Consider the following 24,283-nt stretch of genomic DNA (forward strand, 5'->3'; position numbering starts at 1 on the left):
GTCGTATACATGGGAACCGTGAAGACTGGACTGTCAAGGAAGTTACTGACTCGCGTTCTTTCGGTTTATTTTGTATTGACCCTGATCGTGACAATTGGTCAGATTTTTACAGAGTATCTCAGCACCAAAAACCACATCGAGGGAGAGCTTCAAACCCTCAAAAATACCTTTTCTACCAGTCTGACCCGGGCCATATGGGAACTCAACACACCGCAAGCCAAGTCTATCGGCCAGGGCTTGATGGAGCTGCCAATTGTGGTGGGCGTGCAGATTCGTGATGAGAACGGTAACGTTATTGTGGCTAAAGGTGAATATATTGCCATGCAGGGCCAGCCCGTGCAGGACGGTATTTTACAAGACCATGTGGGCGGCCTGTTTTCCTACAGCTTTCCACTCATTTTCAAGTTTTCCGGGCGCGAGTCTAACGTTGGCGACGTTACGCTGTATTCCAGCTTCGATACTATATTCAGCCGCATCGAAGTAGGTATTTTCTTTCTGATCGGTAACGCCATAGTCAAAACCGCATTTTTAGTGTTCCTGTTTATGACGGCATTCCGCCGTATGTTATCCGAACCCTTATCAGAAATTACCGACGAAATGAGCTCGTTTAACCCTGAGCACCCGGAAGAGTCGCGAATTAATGTGGTGCTGGATGACGACAACGAACTGCAACAACTGAAAGAGTCTTACAATAAAGTCATCGATGACCTTGTGGCCTCGCAGTCAAAGCTTCGCGGTACACAGGAAGAGCTGCAAGCCGCCAACAAAAAACTGGATGATCAGAACCTGATCCTTGAGCAGGAGGTCGCGAAGAAAACGGCGTCACTGTCTCAAATTATGCTGGATCTGGAGCAGCAGAAAGACGAGCTGATAGCTAACCAGCGTGAGTTACGTCAGGAGAATGAAAATCGCCAGTACATTGAAGACGAGCTGCGAAAGCGAAACGCTGAGCTGGCGCAATCAATGGAAACCCTGAAGCTGGCAAAAGATCAGTTACTGGAATCAGAACGGATGGCGTCGCTGGGTGGTCTGGTGGCAGGTATCGCTCACGACGTCAATACGCCACTGGGTGTCGGTGTCACCGCAGCCAGCTTCCTGGAAGAGCGTATTCAGACATTAAAAACGGCATATGAAGACAAATCACTGACCAATAAAACCATGTCCAACTTTGTCAGCGAAGCTGAGCAAACTACTAATTTGTTGCTCAGTAACCTCAACCGCGCGTCAGAGCTTATTGCCAGCTTTAAACAGGTTGCCGTCGATCAGGCCAGTGAGGCAGAACGACAGTTTAATCTGAACACCTACTTGCACGAAGTGCTGCAATCTCTGCAACCCAGTTTCAAACAGACACGGCATAGGGTAGACATCCGTTGTCCGGATGATCTTGAAGTTCGATGTGCGCCCGGCGTCATTGCCCAGATCGCAACCAACATGATAATGAACTCAGTGAATCATGGTTTTGAAGATAAATCAGACGGTCACATCATTCTGGATATCAAAGAAGACGGTGATGATGTTGTCATGAATTACCGGGATGATGGACGCGGTATGAAAGCTGACGAGCTTGACCGACTCTTCGATGCCTTTTTTACCACTAAGCGCGGCCAGGGTGGCAGTGGGCTGGGTACCCATATCATGTACAATCTTGTCACTCAGACTCTGGGCGGCCAGATTGAAGCAAACAGCGAGCCTGGCAGAGGGCTGGAATACATCATCCGCTTCCCCAAACGCCTTAACGCCTGAGTCAGGGAAGATTCGAATAACGCATTTCCTGTTATCTTTTTATCAAATCCGCGATTGCGCCACTTGCAGTCCGTTGGTACGCTTGCCAGCCTCCTACTAAGTAACAAGACGCAATTCGATGTGGTTTAAAAATTTAAAAGCGTACCAACTTACCCAGCCGCTTTCGCTGGACGATGACGATTTACAACAGCTGTTAAATGAAAATGCCTTCCGCCCATGCGGCAGTCAGGACACGGCAACCATGGGGTTCGCCTCGCCTTTTTCGCAGGCTGGAAAAGAAGGCGGCGCCATGTTTCACAAGGTGCAGGAACGTTACTGGATAACCGTCAAAAAGCAGGAAAAAATTCTGCCGGCAGCCGTTGTGAATGCCGAACTCGCTGATAAGGTAGCGCAAATTGAGATGGAAACCGGCTCGCCGGTAAGCAAGAAGCAACAGTCGGATCTGAAGCAGGAAATTACCACCCGGTTGTTACCTCAGGCGTTTAAAAAGAACAGCTATATTCACGGCTTTATTTCTACTCCCGAGCGTATGGTTGTCATTGACGCTTCTGCTGACGGCAAGGCCGAAGGCTGGCTGGCACTGGTTCGTAAAGCGATAGGTTCGCTGCCGGTAGTACCACTTGCCCGCCACAGTCTGCAAAGCGAGCTGACACACTGGTTAACCGATGGCACACCAGAAGGGATCACGCTGACGGAAGAAGCCGAATTCAAGTCTACTGACGATCTTGAAAGTGTAGTCCGTGTGAAGAATCAGCCACTGGACAGTGAGGAAATCAAGCTTCACCTGGACTCTGGCAAGCTGGTGCAAAAAGTGGGGTTCGAATATCAGGAAACCCTGACCGCGGTGATCGCTGAGGACGGCTCGTTCAAACGTGTGAAATTTACCGATCGTCTGAAAGAAGAAACTGACGACATTCCCAAAGACCAGGTAGAAGCCCGTCTGGATGCGGAATTCGCGCTTATGTCAGCCGAACTTAGTGCATTTCTGGACTTTATGCGTACGTCGTTGTCGCTGGAACAAGAGTAAACGCTATGCTATCGCAGCGCCCCGCTTTCCGGGCGCTGTGTCTTTATCGTAGGTGGCTGGCTCATGTCTTCATTTACCACCCACGTCCACCCTTCGGCTGACTCTGCCCTACTCTGATGTTTCCCTGTAATCCTCATGATATGCCTGTCCCCAGCTACACAGTTGTCTTAATGTAGGCTCAAGGCTGCGCCCCAATGTGGTAAGTGAATACTCCACCCGCGGAGGGACTTCGGCATAGACGACCCGATTAACCAGATTATCCCGCTCAAGTTCACGTAATTGCTGAGTCAGCATCTTCTGGGTCACCCCGGGTAGACGCCGGCGCAACTGGCTGAAACGCAGTGTCTTATGACACAAGTGCCACAGGATAACGCCTTTCCATTTGCCGCCAATCAACTCCAGCGAGACCGCCACGCCACAAATATGTTGCCGAGTTTCATTTTCTGTTGGTACAGAGGTCATGTCTCCCCCAATAGTTTCTTTTTGGGTACTACCCCACTAAAAAGTGCATACTTGCGCATTTCTACTATATTGTCAAAATAGCACGCAACCCTACGTTAATACACTGGAGAAGTGACATGACAACATTTCGTGCCATGCTGATAGAAAAAGCTGACAACAAGACCTTTATTCGAACCATCACAGAACGCCAGGTTGACGATCTTCCTGCTGGATCGCTGCTGATAAAAGTACATTACTCCTCGCTTAACTATAAAGATGCACTATCGGCGACCGGAAATCCGGGCGTCTCACGTAATTTCCCCCATACACCAGGGATTGACGCAGCCGGCGTTGTCGAATCCTGTTCAGATGACCGCTTTTCTCCCGGCGATGAAGTGATTGTTACCGGTTTTGATTTGGGTATGAATACCGCCGGCGGCTTTGGCGAATATATCCGTATACCCAGCGAATGGGCGGTGGCAAAACCTGCTGGTCTGTCACTGAAAGAGGCCATGGTGTTAGGTACTGCTGGTTTTACCGCCGGATTATCGGTACAGGCTCTTGTTGAGCAGGGGATCACGCCGGAACAGGGCGAGATTCTGGTTACCGGCGCTACCGGCGGTGTTGGCAGTGTGGCCGTTGCCCTGCTGGCAAAAGCAGGCTTTACCGTCATCGCCTGTACTGGCAAGGCAGAACAGAAAGACTTTCTGCAATCTCTAGGTGCCAGCGACATCATCACACGGGATACGCTGCTGGAGAACAAAGAGCGCCCCATGTTGAAAGAGCGTTTTGCCGGTGCGGTTGATTGTGTAGGCGGTGACTACCTTGCTCAGGCACTCAAATCCACAAAGTACGGCGGCGCGGTGACCTGCTGTGGCCTGACGGCGTCTCCTCAGCTTGATGTCAGTGTGTTTCCATTCATACTGCGCGGCGTGTCACTACTGGGCATAGACTCGGTTGAGTGCCCTATGCCGCCTCGCGTTCGCCTGTGGGACAAGCTGGCCGGCGAATGGAAACTTGATACCCTCGACGCATTGACAACGGAATGCGCCCTGGACGAGTTAAGCGACAAAATAGATGCGATTCTGGAAGGTAAAGTGTCGGGCCGTACCCTGGTAAATCTGCAGCCGTAAGGCTGTAGCGCCAATAGACGGAAACGGGCGGTTCGCTAGGGTCTGTTGACCTTTGCTGTACATTTTTGCAGCGAATTGTTAGTGATTTAGGCAAGGCAGCGTTCACGCAGTGTAGCCACTCTACATAAGTGAACGATAACACAGCATAAATCACTAACAAACGCTGCCCGCTGGGTTCGGCTAAACGCGTTTTGCTCTTTGTTACGCCTCATTTGCCTAGATGACTAGGCTACAATCGGCGCGCCGCGATCAAAACGCGTTTACCCCGAACAAAATTCGTACAGCAAAGATAAACAGACCCTAGAGCCTGTTTATCTTTGTTCAGTATTTATGTTGGATGCTAAAACGTCCTACTACAAGGCAGAAGCAGCGTGGTTTGGCAATCCAAATAGGCGGCCGATAACGCAGTAGTAGGGCGTTTTAGCTCCAACCCTGTGGGCAGTGGCCAGTTTTGCGCCATACGGCCCACAAATTGACTTATTCAGGCACCCTAAACGTCGCTCATTAGCGATTGCCTGGCACAAAACTGGCTGTCTGCATAAGCACTGAACAGAGATAGACAGGCTCTACAATGGGTAATAAATAATATCCAGAAAGCGCGTCATTCCGGCGTTATCACGGTAAGCGTGGGGCTGATCGGCAGATAATATAAACTGCTCACCCGCGTTAACCGTGTGCCATGTTTCCCCCTGCGCTACCTGAAGCTCTCCCTCAAGAACATGAAGATGCTCTGTAACACCAGCCTGATGGGGTTCAGAGTGCTGGGTATGATTCTCAGTAAGGGTGATTTCAAACGTTTCAAAGCGGGTTTGCTGGCTGAAAGGAAACAGGGTTTTTACCAACATATTAGGATCACGTTTGATATCCCGCTGCTCCAGCGGCCCGTCGGTCTTCACTGACTCACCTTGTTGTGTGATAAAAGCAGAAAACGAACACGACAACCCCGTGGCAATCTTCCACAGCGTGGCAATTGTCGGGCTCGACTCTCCGCGCTCAATCTGTCCCAGCATGGCTTTTGACACGCCGGTTGCCTGCGCGGTTTTATCCAGTGACCATCCTTTGTCTTTTCGTTGTGCCTTCAATTGACTGGCAATGTTTTGATTTATTTGTGAATGATCCACGCCGCCCCTATTGTGCGCTATAACGCACAGTGTTATGTTACCAACTTCATTGTGCGTTAAAGCGCACAAATCCAGTGTACCTGTATTCGCTGCCCTTGTCAGGAGCCATCGTCATGTCTGCTTATCGTATATCACATATTAGTGCTGGCCTCGCCGCTGTTGTCGTAGGCTACAGCAGCGCTGTTATTCTGGTTATTGATGCTGCCAGACAGGCGGGAGCGACTCCAGAAATGGTGACAAGCTGGCTACTGGTACTCGGTCTGGGGATGGGTGTGTCCTGCATTTTGTTTTCATTATGGTACAAAATGCCGGTAGTGACCGCCTGGTCCACGCCGGGCGCAGCATTTCTTATCGGCGCGGCTGCAGATTATACCCTGCCGGAAGTGATTGGCAGCTTTGTGGTAAGCGCAGTGTTTTCTATCATCGTTTCACAAAACAGGGGGTTAAGCAGGACTATTGCGAGGATCCCCCCGGCAATAGCCTCGGCAATGTTAGCCGGGATCTTGCTGCCCATTTGCCTTGGCGTCTTTACTGAAGCCGCAGTGTATCCACTTCAGACCGTCTTGTTCCTTGCTGTTTATCTGCTTGGAAGTCTCTTTTTTCCCCGCTACATGATGCTGATGTTGCTGGTATTGGCATGCGTTATCAGTTTCTCTATGGGCGTGCTTGACGACGTAACTGTGACGACACCTTCGCTTATCTGGGTAACCCCATCTTTTTCCTTATCTGCCACCATAGGTCTTGCGTTACCATTATTTGTGATCACCCTACTCTCGCAGAACTTGCCCGGCATCGCGATTCATCATGCCCACGGCTATAAGCCGGATCACAATACAGTGTTGTCGGGACTTGGCGTAATACAACTGATTCTTGCGCCTTTCGGAGGCTTCACCTTCAATCTGGCAGCTATCACTGCCGCTTTATGCATGGGAGACGATGTCGATCCCAAACCCGGGCAACGGTATCGGGCTGCCGTTGTCGCTGGCGTTGGTTATCTGCTCATGGGGGCAATGGCATCCGTTGTCGTCGTCGTTTTCCTTTCTATGCCACCGGTAGTCGTGCATTTGCTGGCAGGACTCGCTTTACTGGCAACATTGCAGGCATCTGTCGTACGTGCAATGGAAACGCCTGAACACCGGCAGGCGGCAACACTCACCCTGATATGTTCCGCTTCAGGTGTCACACTGGCTCAGCTAACCGCGCCGGTTTGGGGACTGGCCATTGGACTGCTTGTTGTGATGATGAGAGCGTACCCGTTTCGCCGCCACCAAAACCGGTAACCCTGTCTGACTCCTGATGCCGACTGGCAGACAAACAGCAGGCACAAAAAAGCCGGCGTTCGCCGGCTTTTTGTTGATTCAGTAAAACACTATGCAAAAATCTGCTTGGCAGCATCCCGCATATCTTTAAATTCGTCAGAGGTCAGATCGCTGACATTCTCGATGGCGCCACGCTGAACCGCGAGGTTAAACACCGCATCTTTCTGGTTATCCATCTTACCGGATAAGGCTGCGCCAATGCGGACAAAATCAATGTAGGACAGGTTGTCCGGGATGAATCCCAAATCCCGCCAGTTTTCTGCGACATTGACAAAATCGTTACCAAAGCCCCATTCGCGCATTATACTTCCGCCAATCCGGCCGGATAACTTTTCAATGGCAACATCAAGGAAGGTAGGATTAGCAAACACTTCTTCATGACGCTCTGCTTCGGTAAGGATCGGCAGAACCCCAATGTTGTGCACTAATGCGGCGAGCGTGATCGTATCAAGGCTCAAGTCTCGCTTTTTAGTGCGCGCCACATACATCTGCAATGCAGCCATTGAGTTGGCAACGACGTTTACCGTGTTTGTCCACTCTTGCTTCATGTACTGACCTACGACTTCATTTTTTGATACAAACAGCTGTTCCATTGCCAGCGCCGTCGCAATATTTTTGATTTGACGCAGACCGATTCGGGTGACCGCCTGGTTAATTGAATTTACCTTTACAGTGCGGCCCATATAGGCACTGTTGGCGATTTTTATCATTCGCGCCGTTAAGGACGGATCCTGACCAATCACATCCCCCATTGCGTGAAGATTGATATCTGGGTCGTCAGCGGCTTTGCGGACTTTCAAAGCAATGGCCGGCAACGTAGGCAGTACTAATGTGTCGTTGTTGATTTTTTCAACCAGTATGGTCAATAGCGCATTTTGTGTAGACATATCCCTACCTTATTTTACGTTTAGTCTCACCGAACCCCATCATGGCCGGCTCACTATGTAGCAAAGTCCTTTCGATTCGTTGTCGAACACCGCCGTATTCCCGATCATTCTGTACGTCTGTCAGGGCGCGTTGAACCTTACTATTACAAGTCTAGCAAACTATGATGCATTTTTTAGTCAGTAATTAGTCGTAATTTTAATTACTTAGCCAGTCTGCAACCATAACGCTTCCGCAAAACTCCGGTCAGGCCTTTCATTTTTCGCCTTACCACAGCAGAGTGATTTTGTTATCAGCGTGTAGTTTTGAAAATATATCACGAATCACAAAGAGTGCACGGTAAGTGTGACGGTTTATTGATTCAGAACATACCGTATCTTGCTGCATCACGGTATTCGCAGGATAGCGATCTTTTTTAAGCTCCGCTATGCTAGAGACAAATTAAGCTTGCCCACTTAAAGCCAGCTTCAATATTCCAGCATCATTATTACAATAACGAAAGGGAAAACGACATGAAACTTACTACCCTAAGCATTGCGCTGACCGCGTCAATGTTGATGCTTTCAGGATGCAACAAAGCCCCTGAAACTGCTACGCCCAAGACACCCGAACCTGAACAAAGCGTCGGAGCGAAACAGGAATTACTCGTCGATGAAAGTCGGCTTTCTATTTATCATCCCGTCTCGCTTACTGCAGATTTGTCGCACTTAAATGCTGACCAGAAAGCGATGATTGGTGTGCTTATCGATGCGTCACAAATTATGGATGATTTGTTCTGGAAGCAGGCGTTTTTTGAAGACAAGCGCACGTTTCTTTCCCGCATTGAGGACGAAGACATCCGTCACTTTGCCAGCATCAACTACGGTCCGTGGGACCGCCTGAATGGAGACGCGGCTTTCCTTGCGGGCTATCAGGAAAAACCACCGGGTGCGGAGTTCTATCCTCACGATATGGAAAAAGAAACGCTGATGACCTCCAGCGTAGAGGACAAAGACGGTTTGTATTCTCTGGTTCGTGAAGATGCCTCTGGCAAGCTCGTCACTATTCCTTATTCTGAAGCCTATAAGAGTGAATTAAACCGGGCAGCAGAGTTGCTGAGAAAAGCAGCCGGACTGGCCAAAAACGAAGAATTCGCGAATTACCTTTCTCTACGCGCAGACGCGCTGCTTTCAAATGATTACCTGGCATCCGACATGGCATGGATGGACATGAAATCTAACCCGGTTGAGGTAGTGATCGGCCCGATTGAAACCTATGAAGACCAGTTATTTGGTTATCGCGCGGCATTCGAATCTTATGTCTTAATCAAAGATCTGGAGTGGAGCGAGAAGCTGGCGAAATATGCGGCATTCCTGCCAGAGCTACAACGTGGACTTCCCGTAGCCGATTCATACAAATCGGAAATGCCGGGATCAGATGCTGACCTTAACGCCTATGATGTTGTGTACTACGCCGGGCACTCCAATGCCGGTAGCAAAACCATTGCGATTAACCTGCCGAATGATGAACGTGTTCAGCTGGAAAAAGGCACACGACGTCTGCAGCTGAAAAACGCTATGCGCGCCAAGTTTGACAATATCCTGGTGCCGATTGCTGACAAGCTGATTGCACCTGAACAACGCAACCACATCACCTTCGATGCGTTTTTTGCTAACACCATGTTTCATGAAGTTGCCCATGGTCTTGGCATTAAAAATACCCTGGATGGTGAGGGAACGGTACGCGCCGCGTTGAAAGAGCATGCGTCAGCGCTGGAAGAGGGTAAAGCGGACATTCTTGGGTTATATATGATCCAGAGTCTGCTTGAGAAGGGTGAAATCGAGCAAGGCGTCCTGGAAGATTACTATGTGACGTTCATGGCTGGTATCTTCCGTTCTGTGCGATTCGGTGCGTCCAGCGCACACGGTAAAGCCAATATGATCCGCTTCAATTTCTTTGCGCAGCAAGGCGCATTTGAGAAAACGGATGACGGCTACTACCGTGTCAATATGGAAAAAATGGGCGCGGCTGTGGAAGCGCTGTCCGAATTGATTTTGACACTTCAGGGGGATGGCGACTATGACGGTGTCGCTGAACTGGTTGAAAATATGGGTGTGATTAAACCCCTTCTTGCTTCTGATCTTGCCAAACTGGAGGCGGCGAATATTCCGGTCGATATCCATTTTGAGCAGGGGAAAACGGTGTTAGGCCTGTAGTTCACCCTCTTACAGTCACTCGATAACTGCTTGCATGTAGCCCGGCACCTGCCGGGCTTTTTTGTTGCCGGCGTTCTGTTTACGTAATGAAAACCTCCGGTTATCTGATTTACGCAATTCCTGGCAAATAAATCATCTGTACTCCGCCTTAGCAGTTCGCAACAGGTAGCCCGAGGTAGTCGCTATCCTGCAGCCTGAGGAATTCATAAAACGATCCAGTTTGCACAAAAATCGTAAACAATGAAGGTGAAAGCAAGGTAGCCATTCACCTGCTTGTGATGACAGCGTTCGGGACATATAGCGATATGAACGGGGGTTAGTAAAGGTTTCTACCCGCCCACCACTCGTTTTAAAAACAGCAATGTCACTGACTTGCTCGCCCGTATTTATCACAGACTGCGCGTGGCAGGACGCTATGCCAATACATAGTACTTGCTCACTAATCTTGGCCAGATAGAGGGATTGTTCAATGAAAACCGATTTTCATGACCGTGCTACAGGCGCATTAATGGGCGCTTTTATTGGGGATGCGTTGGGCCTGGGTCCTCACTGGTATTACGATCTTGATGAGATGCGCAGGGATTTTGGTGACTGGATTACCGACTATACAACACCGAAGCCAGGTCGTTATCACGACGGGCTTGATGCCGGTGACCTCAGTCAGGCCGGATATATTTTAAACCTCACGCTGTCTTCTCTCATTGACCAGGGCGCCTACGACGAGCAGGATTTTTGTCATCATATGGATACCGAGCTTCTTGCCCGCACAGACGGCACCCCTTATTCAGGCCCCGGTGGCTACACCAGTCAGTCAATCAGAGATGTCTGGAAGAAGCGTGTTGACCATGGTCGGCCATGGGGAGAAATTGGCGGGCACGCCGACACTACTGAGGCAATTGAACGCACGCTGGCCATTGCGGTGCGTTACGCTAAGAACCCTCAACGACTAAGCCAGTTTGTGGCGTCCAATACGATGCTGACACAAACCGATGAGATGGTCGTGTCGCTGACCGTCGCATTCAATGCGGTGCTAGGACAGTTACTAGAGGGTGATGAGCTGGATGCTGGAATATCAGACAGGCTAATGAAGAAAGTCCGGCAGGGAATTCTGCCGTTTCATGCAAGTAGCGGTAACACGTCATCTTCTGATGATAACGTAAGCAGTATTATGAGCCGGGCAGGCAGTTTTGCTTCACCGGATGCGTTATTAACGCCTGGCTATATTGCCCGTGCAGTTGAAGATGACGCCATCGCCATTGAACCAGCCAGCAAGGTATCTCTGGTATATGGCATGCCTTGCGCTATCTATCATGTGCTGCCGGCAGCCTATTACTTGTCTGCACGGTTCAAAAACGACTTCGAATCTGCCGTGTTGCATGCCATAAATGGCGGAGGTCAGAATCAGGCCAGAGCCATGTTAACCGGTGCACTGGTTGGTGCTCAGGTCGGGCTGTCAGGGATCCCAAAGCGATTCCTGTCAGGACTGAAAGACAATACAGGGATCCTTCGCCGGGTAAAAACCCTTGTAGAGCAGGCGGAAGCGGAAATTAGCCGCGATACAGAAGCTGAAGCAGCAGAATAGTACTGTTTCGGTGATTGATGCTTTTGTTAGAGAAGCAGGCTATCTTTGTGCCTCACAGTCATCGCAAATTAACTCGCCGTTTCCTTCTCCAGCGCGTTTTGCCAGTAACAGTGATAACGCCCGCTCCCGTATCTCGTCGTCCCGAATAGCCGCAGAAGTTTGTTATGATGTCGTTGTTGTGCCGTGGGTGGCGCAGCAATTGACAATGTGGACAAGAGAATTGAAGAAACAGGATAAAAAGCGGGACAACGCGATAAGAAAAGCGCTGACAGAGGTGTGCGAGACATTACTGGATTCACAGCCAGGATTTGTCTGGCTTACACACACCGCTGATTATAAGCGCTTTCCAGAAAGCCTCACGATTACGCTGGTGTTTGAAAATGACAGTCAGATGCAACAATGCAAACTGAATGCGCTACCGGCTATTGGCCGCATGGTAACCTCACATCTGAACAAGGCAGACATTACACTGCCTCACGCCGAGCGTCATCTGCACGTTGATAACGAAGCGGCGTGTGAGGCACAACACAATGGCAACTGGGCAAGACGGCTGTCAGAGCATTGAAAATGCGTGCACACGCACGCGGAAGAATGCCGGATGACCTTCTTACCTCTTATTCCAGCGGCTTGGGTTTGTCCGTATAAGGCGGCCATCCCATTAGCTTTCCGCCCAGTACATGCAAATGAATATGGTAAACCGTCTGTCCGCCAAACTCATTGCAGTTCATCACAGTGCGGTAGCCTTCCTCGGCAAATCCCATCTCATCAGCCAGTTTCGCTGCCACATAAGAGAGATGCCCCACCACCAGTCTGTCTTCTTCTGTGATGGCATTAATTGTTGCAATCGGCTTTTTTGGGATCACCAGAAAATGAATAGGAGCCTGCGGATTAATATCTTTAAATGCCAGTGAGATGTCATCTTCGTAGATAATATCAGCAGGAATTTCCCGGTTGATGATTTTGCTAAATATCGTGTCAGACATGGTCCCTTTTTCCTGATTCTGGGTGTAATACGTTAACCTGCATGTACCACTCGCAGGCTGCTGTAATGTCATAGTCGGTTATGCAAACACAAACCACAATAGTATCGCGCCAAGTAATAAGCGATAAATGACAAACGGCAACATACCGATACGTGAGATCCAGCTTAAAAACAGATAGATACAAAGATAGGCACTGACAAACGAAAAGGCAGCACCGTACAACAATGCGGTCCAGTCCACCCCGTCACCAGCAGAAATCAGATCCAGTGTGGCCAGAGTCCCTGCGCCTAAGATAACCGGAATAGACAACAGGAACGAAAAACGTGCAGTACTCTCTCTGTCTAAGCCCAGCATCAGGCCTGCCGTCATTGTGATACCTGAACGAGAGGTACCGGGTATCAGTGCCAGCACTTGCGCCAGACCAATTATCAGCGCCTGCTTCCAGGTTAACGTATCGAGCTGCCGGTGACGTTTAGCGGTGGCATCTGCATACCACAGTAACAAACCAAAGAGGATGGTTGTCGCGGCTATCACTAATGCCGTTCTGGCATTCATTTCAATCCAGTCTTTCATCAGAAAACCGATGACCACTGCCGGAATAGTCGCGATAATAACCCACCAGGCCAGCTTGCTGTCGACAGACTGATTGCGGGTGAAGCCCTGCGATACCCAGGCTACGGTCATCCTGCCAATTTCCTGCCGAAAATAAATCATTACGGCTAGCAAACTGCCCACATGCACGGCAACATCAAACGCCAGTCCCTGACTCTTCCAGCCCAGCAATTCTGCCGGTAGCAACAGGTGGCCGGAACTACTGATGGGCAAAAATTCAGTGATCCCCTGAATAATGGCGAGGATGATAATTTCAAAAAGTGTCATGCCGTTTTACGAGCTCCATTCAAAGGCAATTGGCCAGAGTGATTGAGATGACGCGTCGAACTCGCGCCACAGTGTTGCATAGCTTTTCTTTTCAACCGGATGGATAGCGTCCGGCACAAGTTCTGCCAGAGGCTGCAATACGAACGCATTATAAAGGATTTCGCCGCGAGGTAACTCCACCGGCGTGGCAGTTACCAAATCATCGTAAGTCAGCAAATCAAGATCCAGCGTTCTGGAACAGAATTTCTTGTCGGTATGAACGCGACCATTGTCCTTCTCAATTTGCTTTAGTTGATGACACACTTCGTCTACCGGCAACGACGTGACAGCACGAACCACCAGGTTATAAAACGGCTTTCCGTTGAAACCAACGGCTTCACTTTCATAAACCCGAGAGACACTGACGTTACTGAAGTGAGTTTCCAGTGCGATGCGTGATTGTCTGGTGTGGTAAGCACGGTCGATGTTAGTGCCTACGCTAATCAAAATAACGTGGTGGTCCATCAACGGCGGGATAACTCCATACTGACAGCCACATTATCCGCATCCTTGAGAATGCCAGGCTTAGAAATCGTCAGCTCGATGCATGAGGCCGAAAATGTTGCCAGCACACTTTTCATGATGGCGCTGCCAAATGCTTCCAATAATTCGAAACGGCTTTCAGCCCCCAGATTCTGTATGTGTTGTGCAACAGCGGCATAATCGATAGTGTCGTGTACATCATCAGAATCCATTGCCTGCTTAAGATCAGCATGCAGGGTAATATCCAGTTTTAACGTTGTATTTTGCGTTCTTTCCCAGTCATAAACGCCAATGAGTGTGTCGACGCTAAGCCCGGTAATCGTAATTTTTTCCATTCCCCGTACCATCTTTTCAGGGTTGTCCTTCAGGTTATTGCGAGTCAGGCTGTTACTGGCTGACTTTGTCTGATTCTTTGCTTCTATGCAATGGCAGTGCCTTGTTGTCCTACCAGCACATTATTTGATGCACAATTCTGGCGCAATCCTGAGGATTCTAGTAGTGTGACGTCAGTGTAACGTGAACGCTGACAGTAATACATGATCGCATTGATAATTCTGATGACTGCCACCGCCTATCTGTTTGGCTCGCTTTCCAGTGCCGTGGTGATCTGTCAGCTTTATCGTTTACCCGATCCGCGCAATGCAGGTTCTGGCAACCCCGGTGCTACCAATGTATTCCGCCTTGGAGGCAAAATCCCCGCCATCCTGGTGCTAATCATGGATATTCTCAAAGGCACGATACCAGTATATGGCAGTTACTTTCTTGGTATCGAGCCGCTCTACCTCGGCATCATAGCGATTGCCGCTTGCCTGGGTCATATCTTCCCGCTTTACTTTGGTTTTAAAGGTGGTAAAGGCGTTGCAACTGCGTTTGGCGCTATGTTACCCATTGGTCTGGATTTGGCCGGGCTGCTGATTTTCACCTGGATAGCCGTTGTTTTCGTAACTGGTTTTTCTTCATTGGGTGCCATTGTCGCGGTGGCTCTGGCCCCGCTATTCACCTTTTTTATCAAGCCGCTGTACACCCTGCCTGTGGCAATGTTGTCGATTTTGATTATCGCCAGACACAAAGACAATATCATCAGGCTGTTATCCCGCAATGAAAGTAAAGTGTGGCACAAAGGCAGAATCAAAGAATAAGCATGTGCACAGCCTGCTGCACGATACCTGATACGCTTACTTAATTTGTCGAAAAACGTCCATCAGCTGGGCTACCGCATCACTCGCAGTTACTATTCGTTACAAACGCGATAAACCAAAGCAGACGCATTGCTGTAACAAAGCCACGTACACTGAAATAGTTGTTTTGGCCCGTCGGCGTCAGTCTGTTTGTGTTGAGTACCGTGTTGCCATCCGGTTACCACGTTACCGGAGAGCCATAACAGCGAACCAGCGGGTGAAACTGAGAAGCAAAGGATTAAGGAAGGATGATGGGCTCTGAAGAAGTAGAGATAGATGGTCAGCTGATAACTGTACAAATGCCGGTAGGCAATATTCAGGTCAGCGACAAACAGGTGACTTACAGCGATGCCTCGGGTGCATCAACATGCACCTTCAGCTCGCCGGATATCGCACAACAGTTTGCTGACTGGTTACAGACGCAATCCCGGTAACCGGCCAGTTAACTGGCAATCGGTTCAGGGAGAGAACCCACGCCAGCAGCTTCGAAAACGATACTATGGTGGCGCTATTTTATGCCCTGCGCAAAGATCGCCCCGTCACTGGCGACGTCAGAAAGCAGCGGCAGTCCCATTATCTTAGCAATACCAGGATACACCTCAAGCGATGACATCGGCGGCAGCGTCACTCCCTGTTTAAAGACGGGACCGGCAGCCACAAACGTCGCTCCCATGTCCGGGTGCCCGGGCAAATAGCCGTGCCCCCCGGTGCTGATGTGCTCATCGTTTTCACTCACAAACCTTGCCGGCGCATGGATCTCCAGCACGATATCGCCGGTTCTTGGCCCTGTGGGATACTCACGCTGCGCACGCTGCTGCTCATTAAGTACAAGATAACGGCCTTTCGCTGTCTCGCTAAGGCGTGCCTTTTCCTGCGCGATACGCTCATCGTCGACGCCAGGACGCGCATAAATCATCACTTGCGCCCCTTCATTTTCGTACACAAAATCGTCCGATATCCCGAGAGACTCAACGCTAATCAGCTGATTCTTATCCACCGTCGTCATACCGTGATCCGAAACAATCACCAGATTCACTTTCACGGGGAGTGCCTGCAGCCGACGGTATAACTCTCCAACCAGGGCATCCACTCGTTGAACCGCTTCAAAGGTTTCTTTTGCATCGGGACCGACGTCATGCCCGACCGTATCGGTTAACGAAAAATAACCGGCGACAAAACGCGGCCGACTTACCTCAGGCAGCGATAACCATGCGATAATTTGATCAACACGTTGCTGATAATCTGAATATTTTGAGTAGTGGTAGTGATACGTTGGCAGCGCACCATTGATTCGGGCATCGGATTCAGGCCAGAAAAAGGTTGCGGCTTTCCGGCCATGAAATTCAACCAGGTTCCATAAGGGTAAGGCCTGGATCCATGTGCTGTCTTTCAACCCTTTTCCCATCCCATACATGGCGTAGCTGTCGTCCTTCGGACGCTGCTTGTCGTAAAAATAATTATTTACAATGCCGTGCTGTGAGGGGTGAAGACCGGTCACCAGGGAAATGTGGTTGGGAAAGGTGTTCGCCGGGTAGACAGGGATCATCGCTTCTGCTCTGACACCCTGCTGGGCGATTTTTGCCAGGTTTTTGGCCTGGTGCTTTTCGATATAATCGTGCCGAAAACCATCCAGCGACAACAATACGACGTGCTGCTGATTATCAACAGATGATGACGGTGGCGGTGCTGCGAAAGCGGCGCTACATGCGCCGCAAAAAAGAATTAAGGGTATTATCCAGGCTGGCTTCATTGCCTTACATCATCTAAATGTCCTCGGGCAGCCCAATATGCATATAGCCTCGTTCGTAGTCAATGGTCAGAACAAAATGTTTGAGTACATCGTAACCCAGCAGCCCATGTACTTTATTACCGCGAATGCGGGTTCCGGTTTGTTCCTTGGCACCAACATCGGTGTTGATGTGAAGGTCCTGCCCTTCCACAGGCGTCGATACGATAACGTTTTCAACCTCGTAGGGTCCTAAGATCACTGATGGCATCAGAAATGACTCGATATCCTGGTCTCTTGCCACTCCGACAGAATCCGTGGTTACCGTTTTGAAATCGCCATTCAGCCAGTTGTTATTTCTGGCAATGCGTCGTTCTACCATGATCCCGCCATTGAGGCCGGTATCCAGAATCAGCCAGACATCTTCCTGCTTGTTCAGCGTGACGTTAACCAGCAGCATGTAACTTTTGGCGTCCTGCTCTACGCGTACATTTCGGTATTCCGCAATGTTGATGCTGTCGCGGTCAATCAGTCGAATGCGCTGATTGGGATAGTCAACCTGAGTAATAAAATCGTCAAAGAAACCGGCGCCTAATAACAGTGCGTTCTCTGAAGAACCGAAATCCAGATCAACCAGCTTATCCAGCTCCAGATCGACGCCAAAAATTTTGACATCGACAGCATTGTAGCGGTCGCGGATGTCTTCACCAAATGGGCCCTTAATACGGGTGCGGCCGGCACGAACAAGGTCAGGCTGGTAATGCTTGATAAAAGCATGACTGATGCCGTTATATTCTGCGCCTGTGTCCAGAATCGCTTTAACGGGGTGCCCTGCCATCGTGATGTCTACCAGAATATGGCCATCATCAACCGTAAACGGCATCCATTCGGTAGCACCAGCATTAGCATGAGATGACACTGCCAGACAAAGCAGCGCAAGACAGGTTCGAATACGCGTGAGAATCATATCAACGTCCTTTTTTAAATAGCTCCACTGCACAATCTTGTGCGGCGGAGAGTGTATCAGCAGGATAGTTGATAAGTAAGTCCAGTTTATGTCAGATAAGCGGATAAGTGTTTCCAAATTTGTCGACTGACACAACTTGAGTCATAAACAGTTATGTCGCGTGACACTTATGTCGCTGACACTTTGGACCGGTGTATTTTGAATGCAGGATATTTGCTAAAAAAGATTTGAACGACTCTGTGCTGGCACCCTCCCCCGACAATTCGTTCGGCCACGCAACTTTGCCATAAACCGGGATACGTTTTTTGTGTCAAGACAAAGGGAAGGTGAAGAAACACTGCGCGGACCCGGACTGACGCCGGGTCACCAGAAAGGACGGAACTATCGCTTTACCGGCTAGCCACATCCCACTTTTTTAAGACTGTCTAATGGCCAGCGCGGCTTTGCCGGGCTTGATAAGTCGAGTTTTTCTCCGGCTTTCAGGCGCTGCATGCCGGCATAAGCGATCATGGCACCATTGTCGGTACAAAATCCGAGGCTGGGGTAATAAACTTCACCTTTCATATCGGCCATCAGCTGCTGCATTTTTTCCCGCAGCATAGTGTTAGCGCTCACGCCTCCGGCTATAACAAGCCGCTTCATGTTCGTCTGTTTCAGCGCACGGCGGCACTTAATGATGAGCGTATCGACTACCGCCTCCTGAAACGCATACGCAATGTTGGCTTTAGTTTGCTCATTGTCATCAGCATCGCGGATGGTATTCGCGGCGAACGTTTTCAGGCCACTGAAGCTAAAATCCAGCCCGGGACGATCGGTCATCGGTCGCGGAAACTGATAATGTCCCGCCTCGCCTTTTTCAGCGAGCTTTGCCAGTAGCGGGCCGCCCGGATAATCCAGGCCTAACAGTTTCGCGGTTTTATCAAAGGCTTCGCCTGCTGCATCGTCAATAGATTCGCCCAGCACCTCATATTCCCCAATCCCCTCTACCTTTACCAGCATGGAATGCCCACCTGACACTAACAATGCAATAAAGGGAAATGGCGGGGCAGGCTCCTCCAGCATTGGGGCTAACAAGTGGCCTTCCATATGGTGAACGCCAACCGCGGGAACGTTCCAGGCATACGCCAGCGCCCTGCCCACCGATGAACCCACCAACAGCGCACCCACCAGTCCTGGTCCCTGGGTAAATGCTACACCGTCTAATTCTTCACCTTTAGTATCCGCATCTTCCAGTGCTTTTTGAATAAGCGGTACGATCTTGCGAACATGATCACGTGACGCTAACTCGGGAACCACGCCACCATAATCCGCATGCAACTTTACCTGACTGTAAAGCTCGTGGGATAACAGCCCCTGTTCATCGTCGTAAACGGCAATACCGGTTTCATCGCAGGAAGTTTCTATACCCAAAATTCGCATTACAATCAGGCCTGTCGGTAAAATATGTGTAGAATAAGGACGCAGAGTGTACCGTTATTGCCTTTATCAGGGAATGGTGAAGCGGTAATTTTCCCTCAAACTGACTACTTTTTAGCAATTCAGGCTTTACATCCGCTTCAGATATGATTAGAATTTCGCACCATTTTTAACCCGGGTGCCTTTTTCGCGCACAATGTTAACCCGGAAAATACAGTTAAGTTTTGAGGTGAGAATTTAATGCCTATCGTTAAAGTTAGAGAAAACGAGCCGTTTGATGTAGCGCTGCGTCGCTTTAAGCGCTCTTGTGAAAAAGCAGGCGTTCTGTCTGAAGTTCGTCGTCGTGAGTTCTTCGAGAAGCCTACTTGGGAACGCAAGCGTAAGAAAGCTGCTGCTAAAAAGCGTCATCTGAAAAAACTGGCTCGTGAAAACGCACGTCGCGTAAAACTCTACTAAAACAGGGTTGGCAATTGAGTCAAAAAAGGTGTTGCTCCGGCAGCACCTTTTGTATTTCAGGCCCCTGAAAAATTGACACCAGACCTGTTACAGTAATTCGAGAGACGCCGTGCAGACGACAACCGTCGTCAACAGGCCGCACACTGAATGATTGTAAAAGCACCAGCAAAGGAAACCACCATGGCTTTGATTGATGAATTAAAAGAAGCGCAAAAAGATGCCATGCGCGCCAAGGACAAAGTTCGCCTGGGGACAATTCGTATGACCCTGGCTGCCGTGAAGCAACGCGAAATTGACGAACAAATCACGCTGGATGATGCTGCAGTACTTGCGGTCATCACAAAGGCAGTGAAGCAACGTCAGGATGCGGCGTCACAATTTGATGCGGCAAACCGCGACGATCTGGCATCCAAAGAGCGTGAAGAGATTGCAGTACTGGAAACATTTCTGCCTCAGCAGCTGACTGACGACGAAATCAATTCCCTTATTGATGGTGCGATTGCAGACACCGGTGCCAGCGGCATGCAGGACATGGGTAAAGTCATGGGCGTGTTGAAGCCCAAAGTTCAGGGCCGCACTGACATGGGTGCTCTGAGCGGCAAAGTCAAAGCCCGCCTGAACGCCTGATGCTATTTTCCGCAACCTGTTGGATTGACGCCAACAGGTTGTTGCGCAACTTCCCCAGCCTGCTAAAGTACGGCTTGTTTTCTTTTCTGTAATGCACTTTCATGGCCGGTAAGATACCCCGCGATTTTATAGACGACCTTCTGGCGCGCACCGATGTGGTAGACGTGGTAGATAACCGTGTGAAGTTAAAAAAAGCAGGCAAAAACTATCAGGCATGCTGCCCTTTTCATAACGAAAAAACGCCGTCGTTTACTGTCAGTCAGGATAAACAGTTTTACCATTGCTTTGGTTGTGGCGCACACGGCAATGCCATTTCCTTCATTATGGAATTCGATCGCCTTGAGTTTGTTGAGGCTATTGAAGAGCTGGCCCGGCATCACGGGTTAGAAGTACCCCGTGAGAAAGGGTCTCGCCCGGCAATGAGTGCTGAGAAAAAACAGCAACTGGAAGACGACTACACACTGATGGAAAAAGTCGCTAAATTTTTCCAGCATCAGTTACGTAATCATCCCAAAAGCCAGCAAGCCATTGATTACCTGAAAGGCCGGGGTCTCTCAGGCGATGTGGTCAAGCGCTGGGAAATTGGCTATGCCCCCGACGAATGGGACGCTGTGCTGAAAGCGTTCGGGACCAATCACGAGCGTATCACCCAGTTGCTTGATTTAAAGCTGGTAAATAAGAACGATAACGGCAAAACCTACGACTTTTTCCGCCACCGCATTATGTTCCCCATTCGCGATCGCCGGGGTCGTGTAGTGGGATTTGGCGGCCGTGTGCTCGAAGACGGTGGACCGAAGTACCTCAACTCACCGGAAACCCGGATTTTCCATAAAGGTCACGAGCTGTTTGGTTTTTATCAGGCTAAACAAGCAAATCGCCAGCTAAATAAGGTGATGATTGTGGAAGGCTACATGGATGTGGTTGCCTTAAGTCAGTTTGATATCAATATTGCGACTGCCGCACTGGGCACAGCAACGACACCCGAACATTTGCAACTGCTGACGCGTGGTATCTCACAGATAGTCTGTTGCTATGACGGCGACCGTGCCGGGCGCGATGCGGCCTGGCGCGCACTGGAAAATTCTCTGCCCGCGCTAAAAGACGGCGTTCAGTTGTCATTTTTATTTTTACCTGACGGCGAAGACCCGGACACCATGGTCAGAAAAATTGGTCATGATGCGTTTATGGAATTGACTGATACCGCCATGCCACTATCGCGCTTTTTCTTCGACAGCTTATTAAAAACGCATCAGGTGGGCACACCAGAAGGAAAAATGGCCCTGAAAAATGCCGCGCAGCCTCTGATTGATCAGGTTTTGGGTAGCGACCAGCGGACCTTACTACAGGAAGAACTTGCCAAGCACCTCGGTGAGTATGACAGGTTCAGGCTGCAGCAGGATATCGCAAAGGCAAACCAGAACTCGGGAAAACCTGGCCGCTCAGCGTCCCAGCATGGCGTGCAGAAAACCCGTTTGTCACCACTTAGAATGATGATCAGGTTATTGCTGGACAATCCGTCTCTTGCGACTGAATGCGAAGAAGTCATGCCGGAGATTTTACAAAGCAGTGGTATGCCAGGCATGCCGGTGTTAATGGATGTACACGATTATTGCCAGCGTCATCCGAATGCAAATACAGCACAGGTTGTTGAAAACTTCCGCGATCATCCCCACTCATCCAACATCACGAAGTTATTACTTCAGGAACACCTCGTAGCAGACGAGGATGCAAAGCAGGTTTATCGAGACAGTTTTGCCAAGCTACTGGACTGGCATTTTGACAGCAGAATTGAAACGTTGATTTCTCAGTCACGGGTACAACCCCTGACGCAGTCGGAGAAGCAAGAGCTCAATCTGTTGATGAGAGAACGTCAGAAATCGTAATCGTGTGATTTCTGGCTAAAAAATCCGCCGGAATTCTGGTCAAAACCGTTATATTTCTGCTATACTGGCTAATTCGCCGCAGTCCATGTGAATAATGGATTTGTGAGAAATTCTCGCCAGAGATCGGGCAGTAAGACCCGGGCTGGATAACGATTCCAGAGAGTTATACCGGGTAGGCGGCATTGATACAACAGTAAATAATTTACGTATACGTAGATTGTTTAATGCAAATTAATTGAATGTGAGAAGTGTAGGGTATATGGCGCAAAGCAAGCAGTCTCAGATTAAACTCCTGATTGCAAAAGGTAAAGAGCAAGGGTATCTCACTTTTGCAGAAGTTAACGACCACCTGCCGCAAGACATCGTCGATTCTGATCAGATCGAAGATATTATCCGCATGATCAATGACATGGGCATCCAGGTTTCTGAGTCAGCCCCTGACTCTGACGAACTGCTCATGCAAGAAGCCACCGCTGATGAAGACGCTGCTGAAGCAGCGGCACAGGCACTGGCAACCGTAGAAAGTGAAATTGGCCGCACCACAGACCCGGTTCGCATGTATATGCGTGAAATGGGCACCGTAGAACTGCTTACCCGCGAAGGCGAGATTGAAATCGCAAAACGTATTGAAGACGGGATTAATCAGGTTCAGTGCTCCGTTGCAGAATATCCGGAAGCCATCACCTATCTGCTTGACCAGTGGGACCTTTATGAAGCGGAAGAAATCCGCATAAGCGATATTATTTCCGGCTTTGTCGATCCTGACGATGAGCAGGATCTGGCGCCAACGGCGACTCACATCGGTTCTGAACTTTCAGAGGAAGAGCTGGAAGACGAAGACGATGATGAAGACGAAGACGACGAAGAAGAAGATGAAGGCGGCGTTGATCCTGAAATGGCGCGTGAGCGTTTTGCAGAGCTCAGAGAGCAGTATGTAAAAACCCGCAGCGTAATTGAAGCGAAAGGCCGTGCTCATGCAGACGCTCGTGAGCAAATCACTGCACTAAGCGATATCTTCAAAGAGTTCCGCCTGGTGCCCAAGCAGTTCGACCGCATGGTGAAAAACATGCGTGAGATGATGGACAAAGTCCGCATCCAGGAACGTCTGGTGATGAAGTACTGCGTGGTTAACGCAAAGATGCCAAAGAAAGATTTCATAAAGTCTTTCGCAGGTAACGAAACATCATCAAAGTGGCTGGGCGAGGCAATTGCCTCTGATGCCGCATACGCAGATGCGCTGGCGGTAAACCGCGAAGAAATCGAACGCTGCATTTCGAAAATGAACCAGGTTGAGCAAGAAACCGGTCTGGTCATTGCTGATATTAAAGATATTAACCGTCGCATGTCGATTGGTGAGGCAAAAGCACGCCGCGCCAAGAAAGAGATGGTTGAAGCAAACTTACGTCTGGTAATTTCTATCGCGAAGAAATACACCAACCGTGGTCTGCAGTTCCTGGATTTGATTCAGGAAGGTAATATCGGTCTGATGAAAGCGGTAGATAAATTCGAATACCGTCGTGGTTATAAGTTTTCAACGTATGCCACATGGTGGATCCGTCAGGCTATTACACGTTCAATCGCGGACCAGGCTCGTACAATTCGTATCCCGGTTCACATGATTGAAACGATCAACAAACTGAATCGTATCTCTCGTCAGATGCTTCAGGAGATGGGTCGTGAGCCGACGCCGGAAGAATTGTCAGAACGCATGCTAATGCCGGAAGATAAAATTCGTAAGGTGCTGAAAATTGCCAAAGAGCCTATCTCTATGGAGACGCCGATTGGTGATGATGAAGATTCACATCTGGGTGACTTCATCGAGGATAATACAATTATCCAGCCCCTCGATTCCGCAACCGGTGGCAGCCTGAAAAACGCGACCCAGGAAGTACTTGCAGGTCTGACGGCCCGTGAAGCTAAGGTCCTTCGTATGCGTTTTGGTATCGACATGAACACCGACCATACGCTGGAAGAAGTGGGCAAACAGTTCGACGTTACCCGCGAGCGTATTCGTCAGATTGAAGCTAAAGCACTTCGCAAACTGCGTCATCCAAGCCGCTCTGAGCAGCTTCGCAGTTTCCTAGATGAATAAATAAATCCATAAAGCAAAAGCCGGCAGGAACGCCTGTCTCTTATACACAAATCCCTGCTAAGTAATTAGTGGGGATTTTTTTTGAACTCTATTTACCAAGCTTGATCA

At 49.5% G+C, this 24,283-nt stretch carries 23 protein-coding genes; 13 read left to right on the top strand and 10 right to left on the bottom strand.

The genetic code is table 11. The features are described 5' to 3' along the window. Nucleotides 1–9 precede the first annotated feature (9 nt). A complete protein-coding gene (locus JKP77_RS19895; protein ID WP_218312927.1) occupies nt 10–1,743 on the top strand; it encodes a sensor histidine kinase in 1,734 nt (577 codons plus the stop codon). Nucleotides 1,744–1,861: 118 nt separating this feature from the next. After that, complete coding sequence (gene rdgC / locus JKP77_RS19900) at nt 1,862–2,770, top strand: recombination-associated protein RdgC (protein WP_218312928.1); 909 nt, start codon at nt 1,862–1,864, stop codon at nt 2,768–2,770. A gap of 108 nt (nt 2,771–2,878) precedes the next feature. Here rdgC and JKP77_RS19905 read toward each other — a convergent pair whose 3' ends face one another. Then, nucleotides 2,879–3,232: a winged helix-turn-helix transcriptional regulator gene (locus tag JKP77_RS19905; protein WP_218312929.1), complete on the bottom strand. Its 354-nt coding sequence runs from the start codon at nt 3,230–3,232 to the stop codon at nt 2,879–2,881. Nucleotides 3,233–3,348: 116 nt separating this feature from the next. On the opposite strand from JKP77_RS19905, the gene JKP77_RS19910 reads away from it, so the two are divergent. Then, a complete protein-coding gene (locus JKP77_RS19910; RefSeq protein ID WP_218312930.1) occupies nt 3,349–4,344 on the top strand; it encodes a YhdH/YhfP family quinone oxidoreductase in 996 nt (331 codons plus the stop codon). 566 nt (nt 4,345–4,910) lie between these two features. Here JKP77_RS19910 and JKP77_RS19915 read toward each other — a convergent pair. Next, nucleotides 4,911–5,465, bottom strand: coding sequence for a helix-turn-helix domain-containing protein (locus tag JKP77_RS19915; protein ID WP_218312931.1), 555 nt, complete (start codon nt 5,463–5,465; stop codon nt 4,911–4,913). 113 nt (nt 5,466–5,578) lie between these two features. Between JKP77_RS19915 and JKP77_RS19920 the strand changes: the two genes are divergently transcribed. After that, complete coding sequence (locus tag JKP77_RS19920; protein ID WP_218312932.1) at nt 5,579–6,745, top strand: benzoate/H(+) symporter BenE family transporter; 1,167 nt, start codon at nt 5,579–5,581, stop codon at nt 6,743–6,745. Between the two features lie 89 nt (nt 6,746–6,834). Here JKP77_RS19920 and JKP77_RS19925 read toward each other — a convergent pair whose 3' ends face one another. Continuing rightward, complete coding sequence (locus JKP77_RS19925; protein ID WP_218312933.1) at nt 6,835–7,671, bottom strand: HDOD domain-containing protein; 837 nt, start codon at nt 7,669–7,671, stop codon at nt 6,835–6,837. 510 nt (nt 7,672–8,181) lie between these two features. On the opposite strand from JKP77_RS19925, the gene JKP77_RS19930 reads away from it, so the two are divergent. The 3 genes from JKP77_RS19930 to JKP77_RS19940 all read left to right on the top strand — a co-directional run bounded on the left by JKP77_RS19930 (nt 8,182) and on the right by JKP77_RS19940 (nt 12,011). Beyond that, nucleotides 8,182–9,864 (top strand): dipeptidyl-peptidase 3 family protein, encoded by a 1,683-nt coding sequence (locus tag JKP77_RS19930; protein WP_218312934.1) that lies wholly within the window; start codon nt 8,182–8,184, stop codon nt 9,862–9,864. A gap of 469 nt (nt 9,865–10,333) precedes the next feature. After that, the gene (locus JKP77_RS19935; protein ID WP_218312935.1) at nt 10,334–11,446 is read left to right on the top strand and encodes an ADP-ribosylglycohydrolase family protein; all 1,113 of its coding nucleotides are present in this window, start codon (nt 10,334–10,336) and stop codon (nt 11,444–11,446) included. A gap of 10 nt (nt 11,447–11,456) precedes the next feature. Continuing rightward, on the top strand, nt 11,457–12,011 hold the full coding sequence (locus tag JKP77_RS19940; RefSeq protein WP_218312936.1) for a hypothetical protein: 555 nt from the start codon (nt 11,457–11,459) through the stop codon (nt 12,009–12,011). A 49-nt stretch (nt 12,012–12,060) separates the two neighbouring features. On the opposite strand, the gene JKP77_RS19945 is transcribed toward JKP77_RS19940, so the two are convergent. The 4 genes from JKP77_RS19945 to folB all read right to left on the bottom strand — a co-directional run bounded on the left by JKP77_RS19945 (nt 12,061) and on the right by folB (nt 14,165). Then, nucleotides 12,061–12,429 carry a histidine triad nucleotide-binding protein gene (locus JKP77_RS19945; RefSeq protein ID WP_218312937.1) on the bottom strand — a complete coding sequence of 123 codons (369 nt, stop codon included), beginning with the start codon at nt 12,427–12,429 and terminating at the stop codon, nt 12,061–12,063. A 78-nt stretch (nt 12,430–12,507) separates the two neighbouring features. Beyond that, complete coding sequence (locus tag JKP77_RS19950) at nt 12,508–13,308, bottom strand: undecaprenyl-diphosphate phosphatase (RefSeq protein WP_218312938.1); 801 nt, start codon at nt 13,306–13,308, stop codon at nt 12,508–12,510. Between the two features lie 6 nt (nt 13,309–13,314). Continuing rightward, nucleotides 13,315–13,812, bottom strand: a complete 498-nt coding sequence (gene folK / locus JKP77_RS19955; protein ID WP_218312939.1) for a 2-amino-4-hydroxy-6-hydroxymethyldihydropteridine diphosphokinase — start codon at nt 13,810–13,812, stop codon at nt 13,315–13,317. Further along, a complete protein-coding gene (gene folB / locus JKP77_RS19960) occupies nt 13,812–14,165 on the bottom strand; it encodes a dihydroneopterin aldolase (RefSeq protein WP_218312940.1) in 354 nt (117 codons plus the stop codon). Before folB ends, folK begins: the two co-directional genes overlap by 1 nt. A gap of 201 nt (nt 14,166–14,366) precedes the next feature. Between folB and plsY the strand changes: the two genes are divergently transcribed. After that, the gene (plsY, locus tag JKP77_RS19965; RefSeq protein ID WP_218312941.1) at nt 14,367–14,969 is read left to right on the top strand and encodes a glycerol-3-phosphate 1-O-acyltransferase PlsY; all 603 of its coding nucleotides are present in this window, start codon (nt 14,367–14,369) and stop codon (nt 14,967–14,969) included. A gap of 287 nt (nt 14,970–15,256) precedes the next feature. Then, the gene (locus JKP77_RS19970; protein ID WP_218312942.1) at nt 15,257–15,442 is read left to right on the top strand and encodes a hypothetical protein; all 186 of its coding nucleotides are present in this window, start codon (nt 15,257–15,259) and stop codon (nt 15,440–15,442) included. Nucleotides 15,443–15,516: 74 nt separating this feature from the next. Here the strand turns inward: JKP77_RS19970 and JKP77_RS19975 are convergent, their stop codons facing one another. From JKP77_RS19975 to tsaD, 3 genes are all read right to left on the bottom strand, one after another. After that, nucleotides 15,517–16,758, bottom strand: a complete 1,242-nt coding sequence (locus tag JKP77_RS19975) for an alkaline phosphatase family protein (protein ID WP_218312943.1) — start codon at nt 16,756–16,758, stop codon at nt 15,517–15,519. 13 nt (nt 16,759–16,771) lie between these two features. Further along, entirely contained in the window at nt 16,772–17,701 is a 930-nt protein-coding gene (locus tag JKP77_RS19980; RefSeq protein WP_218312944.1) for a pepsin/retropepsin-like aspartic protease family protein, read from the bottom strand. Nucleotides 17,702–18,097: 396 nt separating this feature from the next. Beyond that, nucleotides 18,098–19,120: a tRNA (adenosine(37)-N6)-threonylcarbamoyltransferase complex transferase subunit TsaD gene (gene tsaD, locus JKP77_RS19985; RefSeq protein WP_218312945.1), complete on the bottom strand. Its 1,023-nt coding sequence runs from the start codon at nt 19,118–19,120 to the stop codon at nt 18,098–18,100. Between the two features lie 237 nt (nt 19,121–19,357). Here tsaD and rpsU point away from each other — a divergent pair, with 237 nt between their 5' ends. From rpsU to rpoD, 4 genes are all read left to right on the top strand, one after another. After that, the gene (gene rpsU / locus JKP77_RS19990; RefSeq protein ID WP_012517258.1) at nt 19,358–19,573 is read left to right on the top strand and encodes a 30S ribosomal protein S21; all 216 of its coding nucleotides are present in this window, start codon (nt 19,358–19,360) and stop codon (nt 19,571–19,573) included. A 180-nt stretch (nt 19,574–19,753) separates the two neighbouring features. Continuing rightward, nucleotides 19,754–20,200 (top strand): GatB/YqeY domain-containing protein, encoded by a 447-nt coding sequence (locus tag JKP77_RS19995; protein WP_218312946.1) that lies wholly within the window; start codon nt 19,754–19,756, stop codon nt 20,198–20,200. Nucleotides 20,201–20,301: 101 nt separating this feature from the next. Next, nucleotides 20,302–22,083, top strand: coding sequence for a DNA primase (dnaG, locus tag JKP77_RS20000; RefSeq protein ID WP_218312947.1), 1,782 nt, complete (start codon nt 20,302–20,304; stop codon nt 22,081–22,083). Between the two features lie 259 nt (nt 22,084–22,342). Beyond that, the gene (rpoD, locus tag JKP77_RS20005; protein WP_218312948.1) at nt 22,343–24,175 is read left to right on the top strand and encodes an RNA polymerase sigma factor RpoD; all 1,833 of its coding nucleotides are present in this window, start codon (nt 22,343–22,345) and stop codon (nt 24,173–24,175) included. Nucleotides 24,176–24,283 lie beyond the last annotated feature (108 nt).

It is taken from the genome of Alteromonas antoniana, from assembly GCF_019249295.1.
In the GTDB taxonomy this organism is placed as follows: domain Bacteria; phylum Pseudomonadota; class Gammaproteobacteria; order Enterobacterales; family Alteromonadaceae; genus Alteromonas; species Alteromonas antoniana.

Coding starts and splice junctions, on each gene's coding strand:
- JKP77_RS19945 (WP_218312937.1), bottom strand. CDS start 12,429: ATGTCTGACACGATATTTAGCAAAATCATCAACCGGGAAATTCCTGCT.
- rpoD (WP_218312948.1), top strand. CDS start 22,343: ATGGCGCAAAGCAAGCAGTCTCAGATTAAACTCCTGATTGCAAAAGGT.
- JKP77_RS19920 (WP_218312932.1), top strand. CDS start 5,579: ATGTCTGCTTATCGTATATCACATATTAGTGCTGGCCTCGCCGCTGTT.
- rdgC (WP_218312928.1), top strand. CDS start 1,862: ATGTGGTTTAAAAATTTAAAAGCGTACCAACTTACCCAGCCGCTTTCG.
- rpsU (WP_012517258.1), top strand. CDS start 19,358: ATGCCTATCGTTAAAGTTAGAGAAAACGAGCCGTTTGATGTAGCGCTG.
- dnaG (WP_218312947.1), top strand. CDS start 20,302: ATGGCCGGTAAGATACCCCGCGATTTTATAGACGACCTTCTGGCGCGC.
- JKP77_RS19925 (WP_218312933.1), bottom strand. CDS start 7,671: ATGTCTACACAAAATGCGCTATTGACCATACTGGTTGAAAAAATCAAC.
- tsaD (WP_218312945.1), bottom strand. CDS start 19,120: ATGCGAATTTTGGGTATAGAAACTTCCTGCGATGAAACCGGTATTGCC.
- JKP77_RS19975 (WP_218312943.1), bottom strand. CDS start 16,758: ATGAAGCCAGCCTGGATAATACCCTTAATTCTTTTTTGCGGCGCATGT.
- JKP77_RS19995 (WP_218312946.1), top strand. CDS start 19,754: ATGGCTTTGATTGATGAATTAAAAGAAGCGCAAAAAGATGCCATGCGC.
- JKP77_RS19905 (WP_218312929.1), bottom strand. CDS start 3,232: ATGACCTCTGTACCAACAGAAAATGAAACTCGGCAACATATTTGTGGC.
- JKP77_RS19930 (WP_218312934.1), top strand. CDS start 8,182: ATGAAACTTACTACCCTAAGCATTGCGCTGACCGCGTCAATGTTGATG.
- JKP77_RS19910 (WP_218312930.1), top strand. CDS start 3,349: ATGACAACATTTCGTGCCATGCTGATAGAAAAAGCTGACAACAAGACC.
- JKP77_RS19935 (WP_218312935.1), top strand. CDS start 10,334: ATGAAAACCGATTTTCATGACCGTGCTACAGGCGCATTAATGGGCGCT.
- JKP77_RS19950 (WP_218312938.1), bottom strand. CDS start 13,308: ATGACACTTTTTGAAATTATCATCCTCGCCATTATTCAGGGGATCACT.
- JKP77_RS19970 (WP_218312942.1), top strand. CDS start 15,257: ATGATGGGCTCTGAAGAAGTAGAGATAGATGGTCAGCTGATAACTGTA.
- JKP77_RS19895 (WP_218312927.1), top strand. CDS start 10: ATGGGAACCGTGAAGACTGGACTGTCAAGGAAGTTACTGACTCGCGTT.
- plsY (WP_218312941.1), top strand. CDS start 14,367: ATGATCGCATTGATAATTCTGATGACTGCCACCGCCTATCTGTTTGGC.
- JKP77_RS19980 (WP_218312944.1), bottom strand. CDS start 17,701: ATGATTCTCACGCGTATTCGAACCTGTCTTGCGCTGCTTTGTCTGGCA.
- folB (WP_218312940.1), bottom strand. CDS start 14,165: ATGGAAAAAATTACGATTACCGGGCTTAGCGTCGACACACTCATTGGC.
- folK (WP_218312939.1), bottom strand. CDS start 13,812: ATGGACCACCACGTTATTTTGATTAGCGTAGGCACTAACATCGACCGT.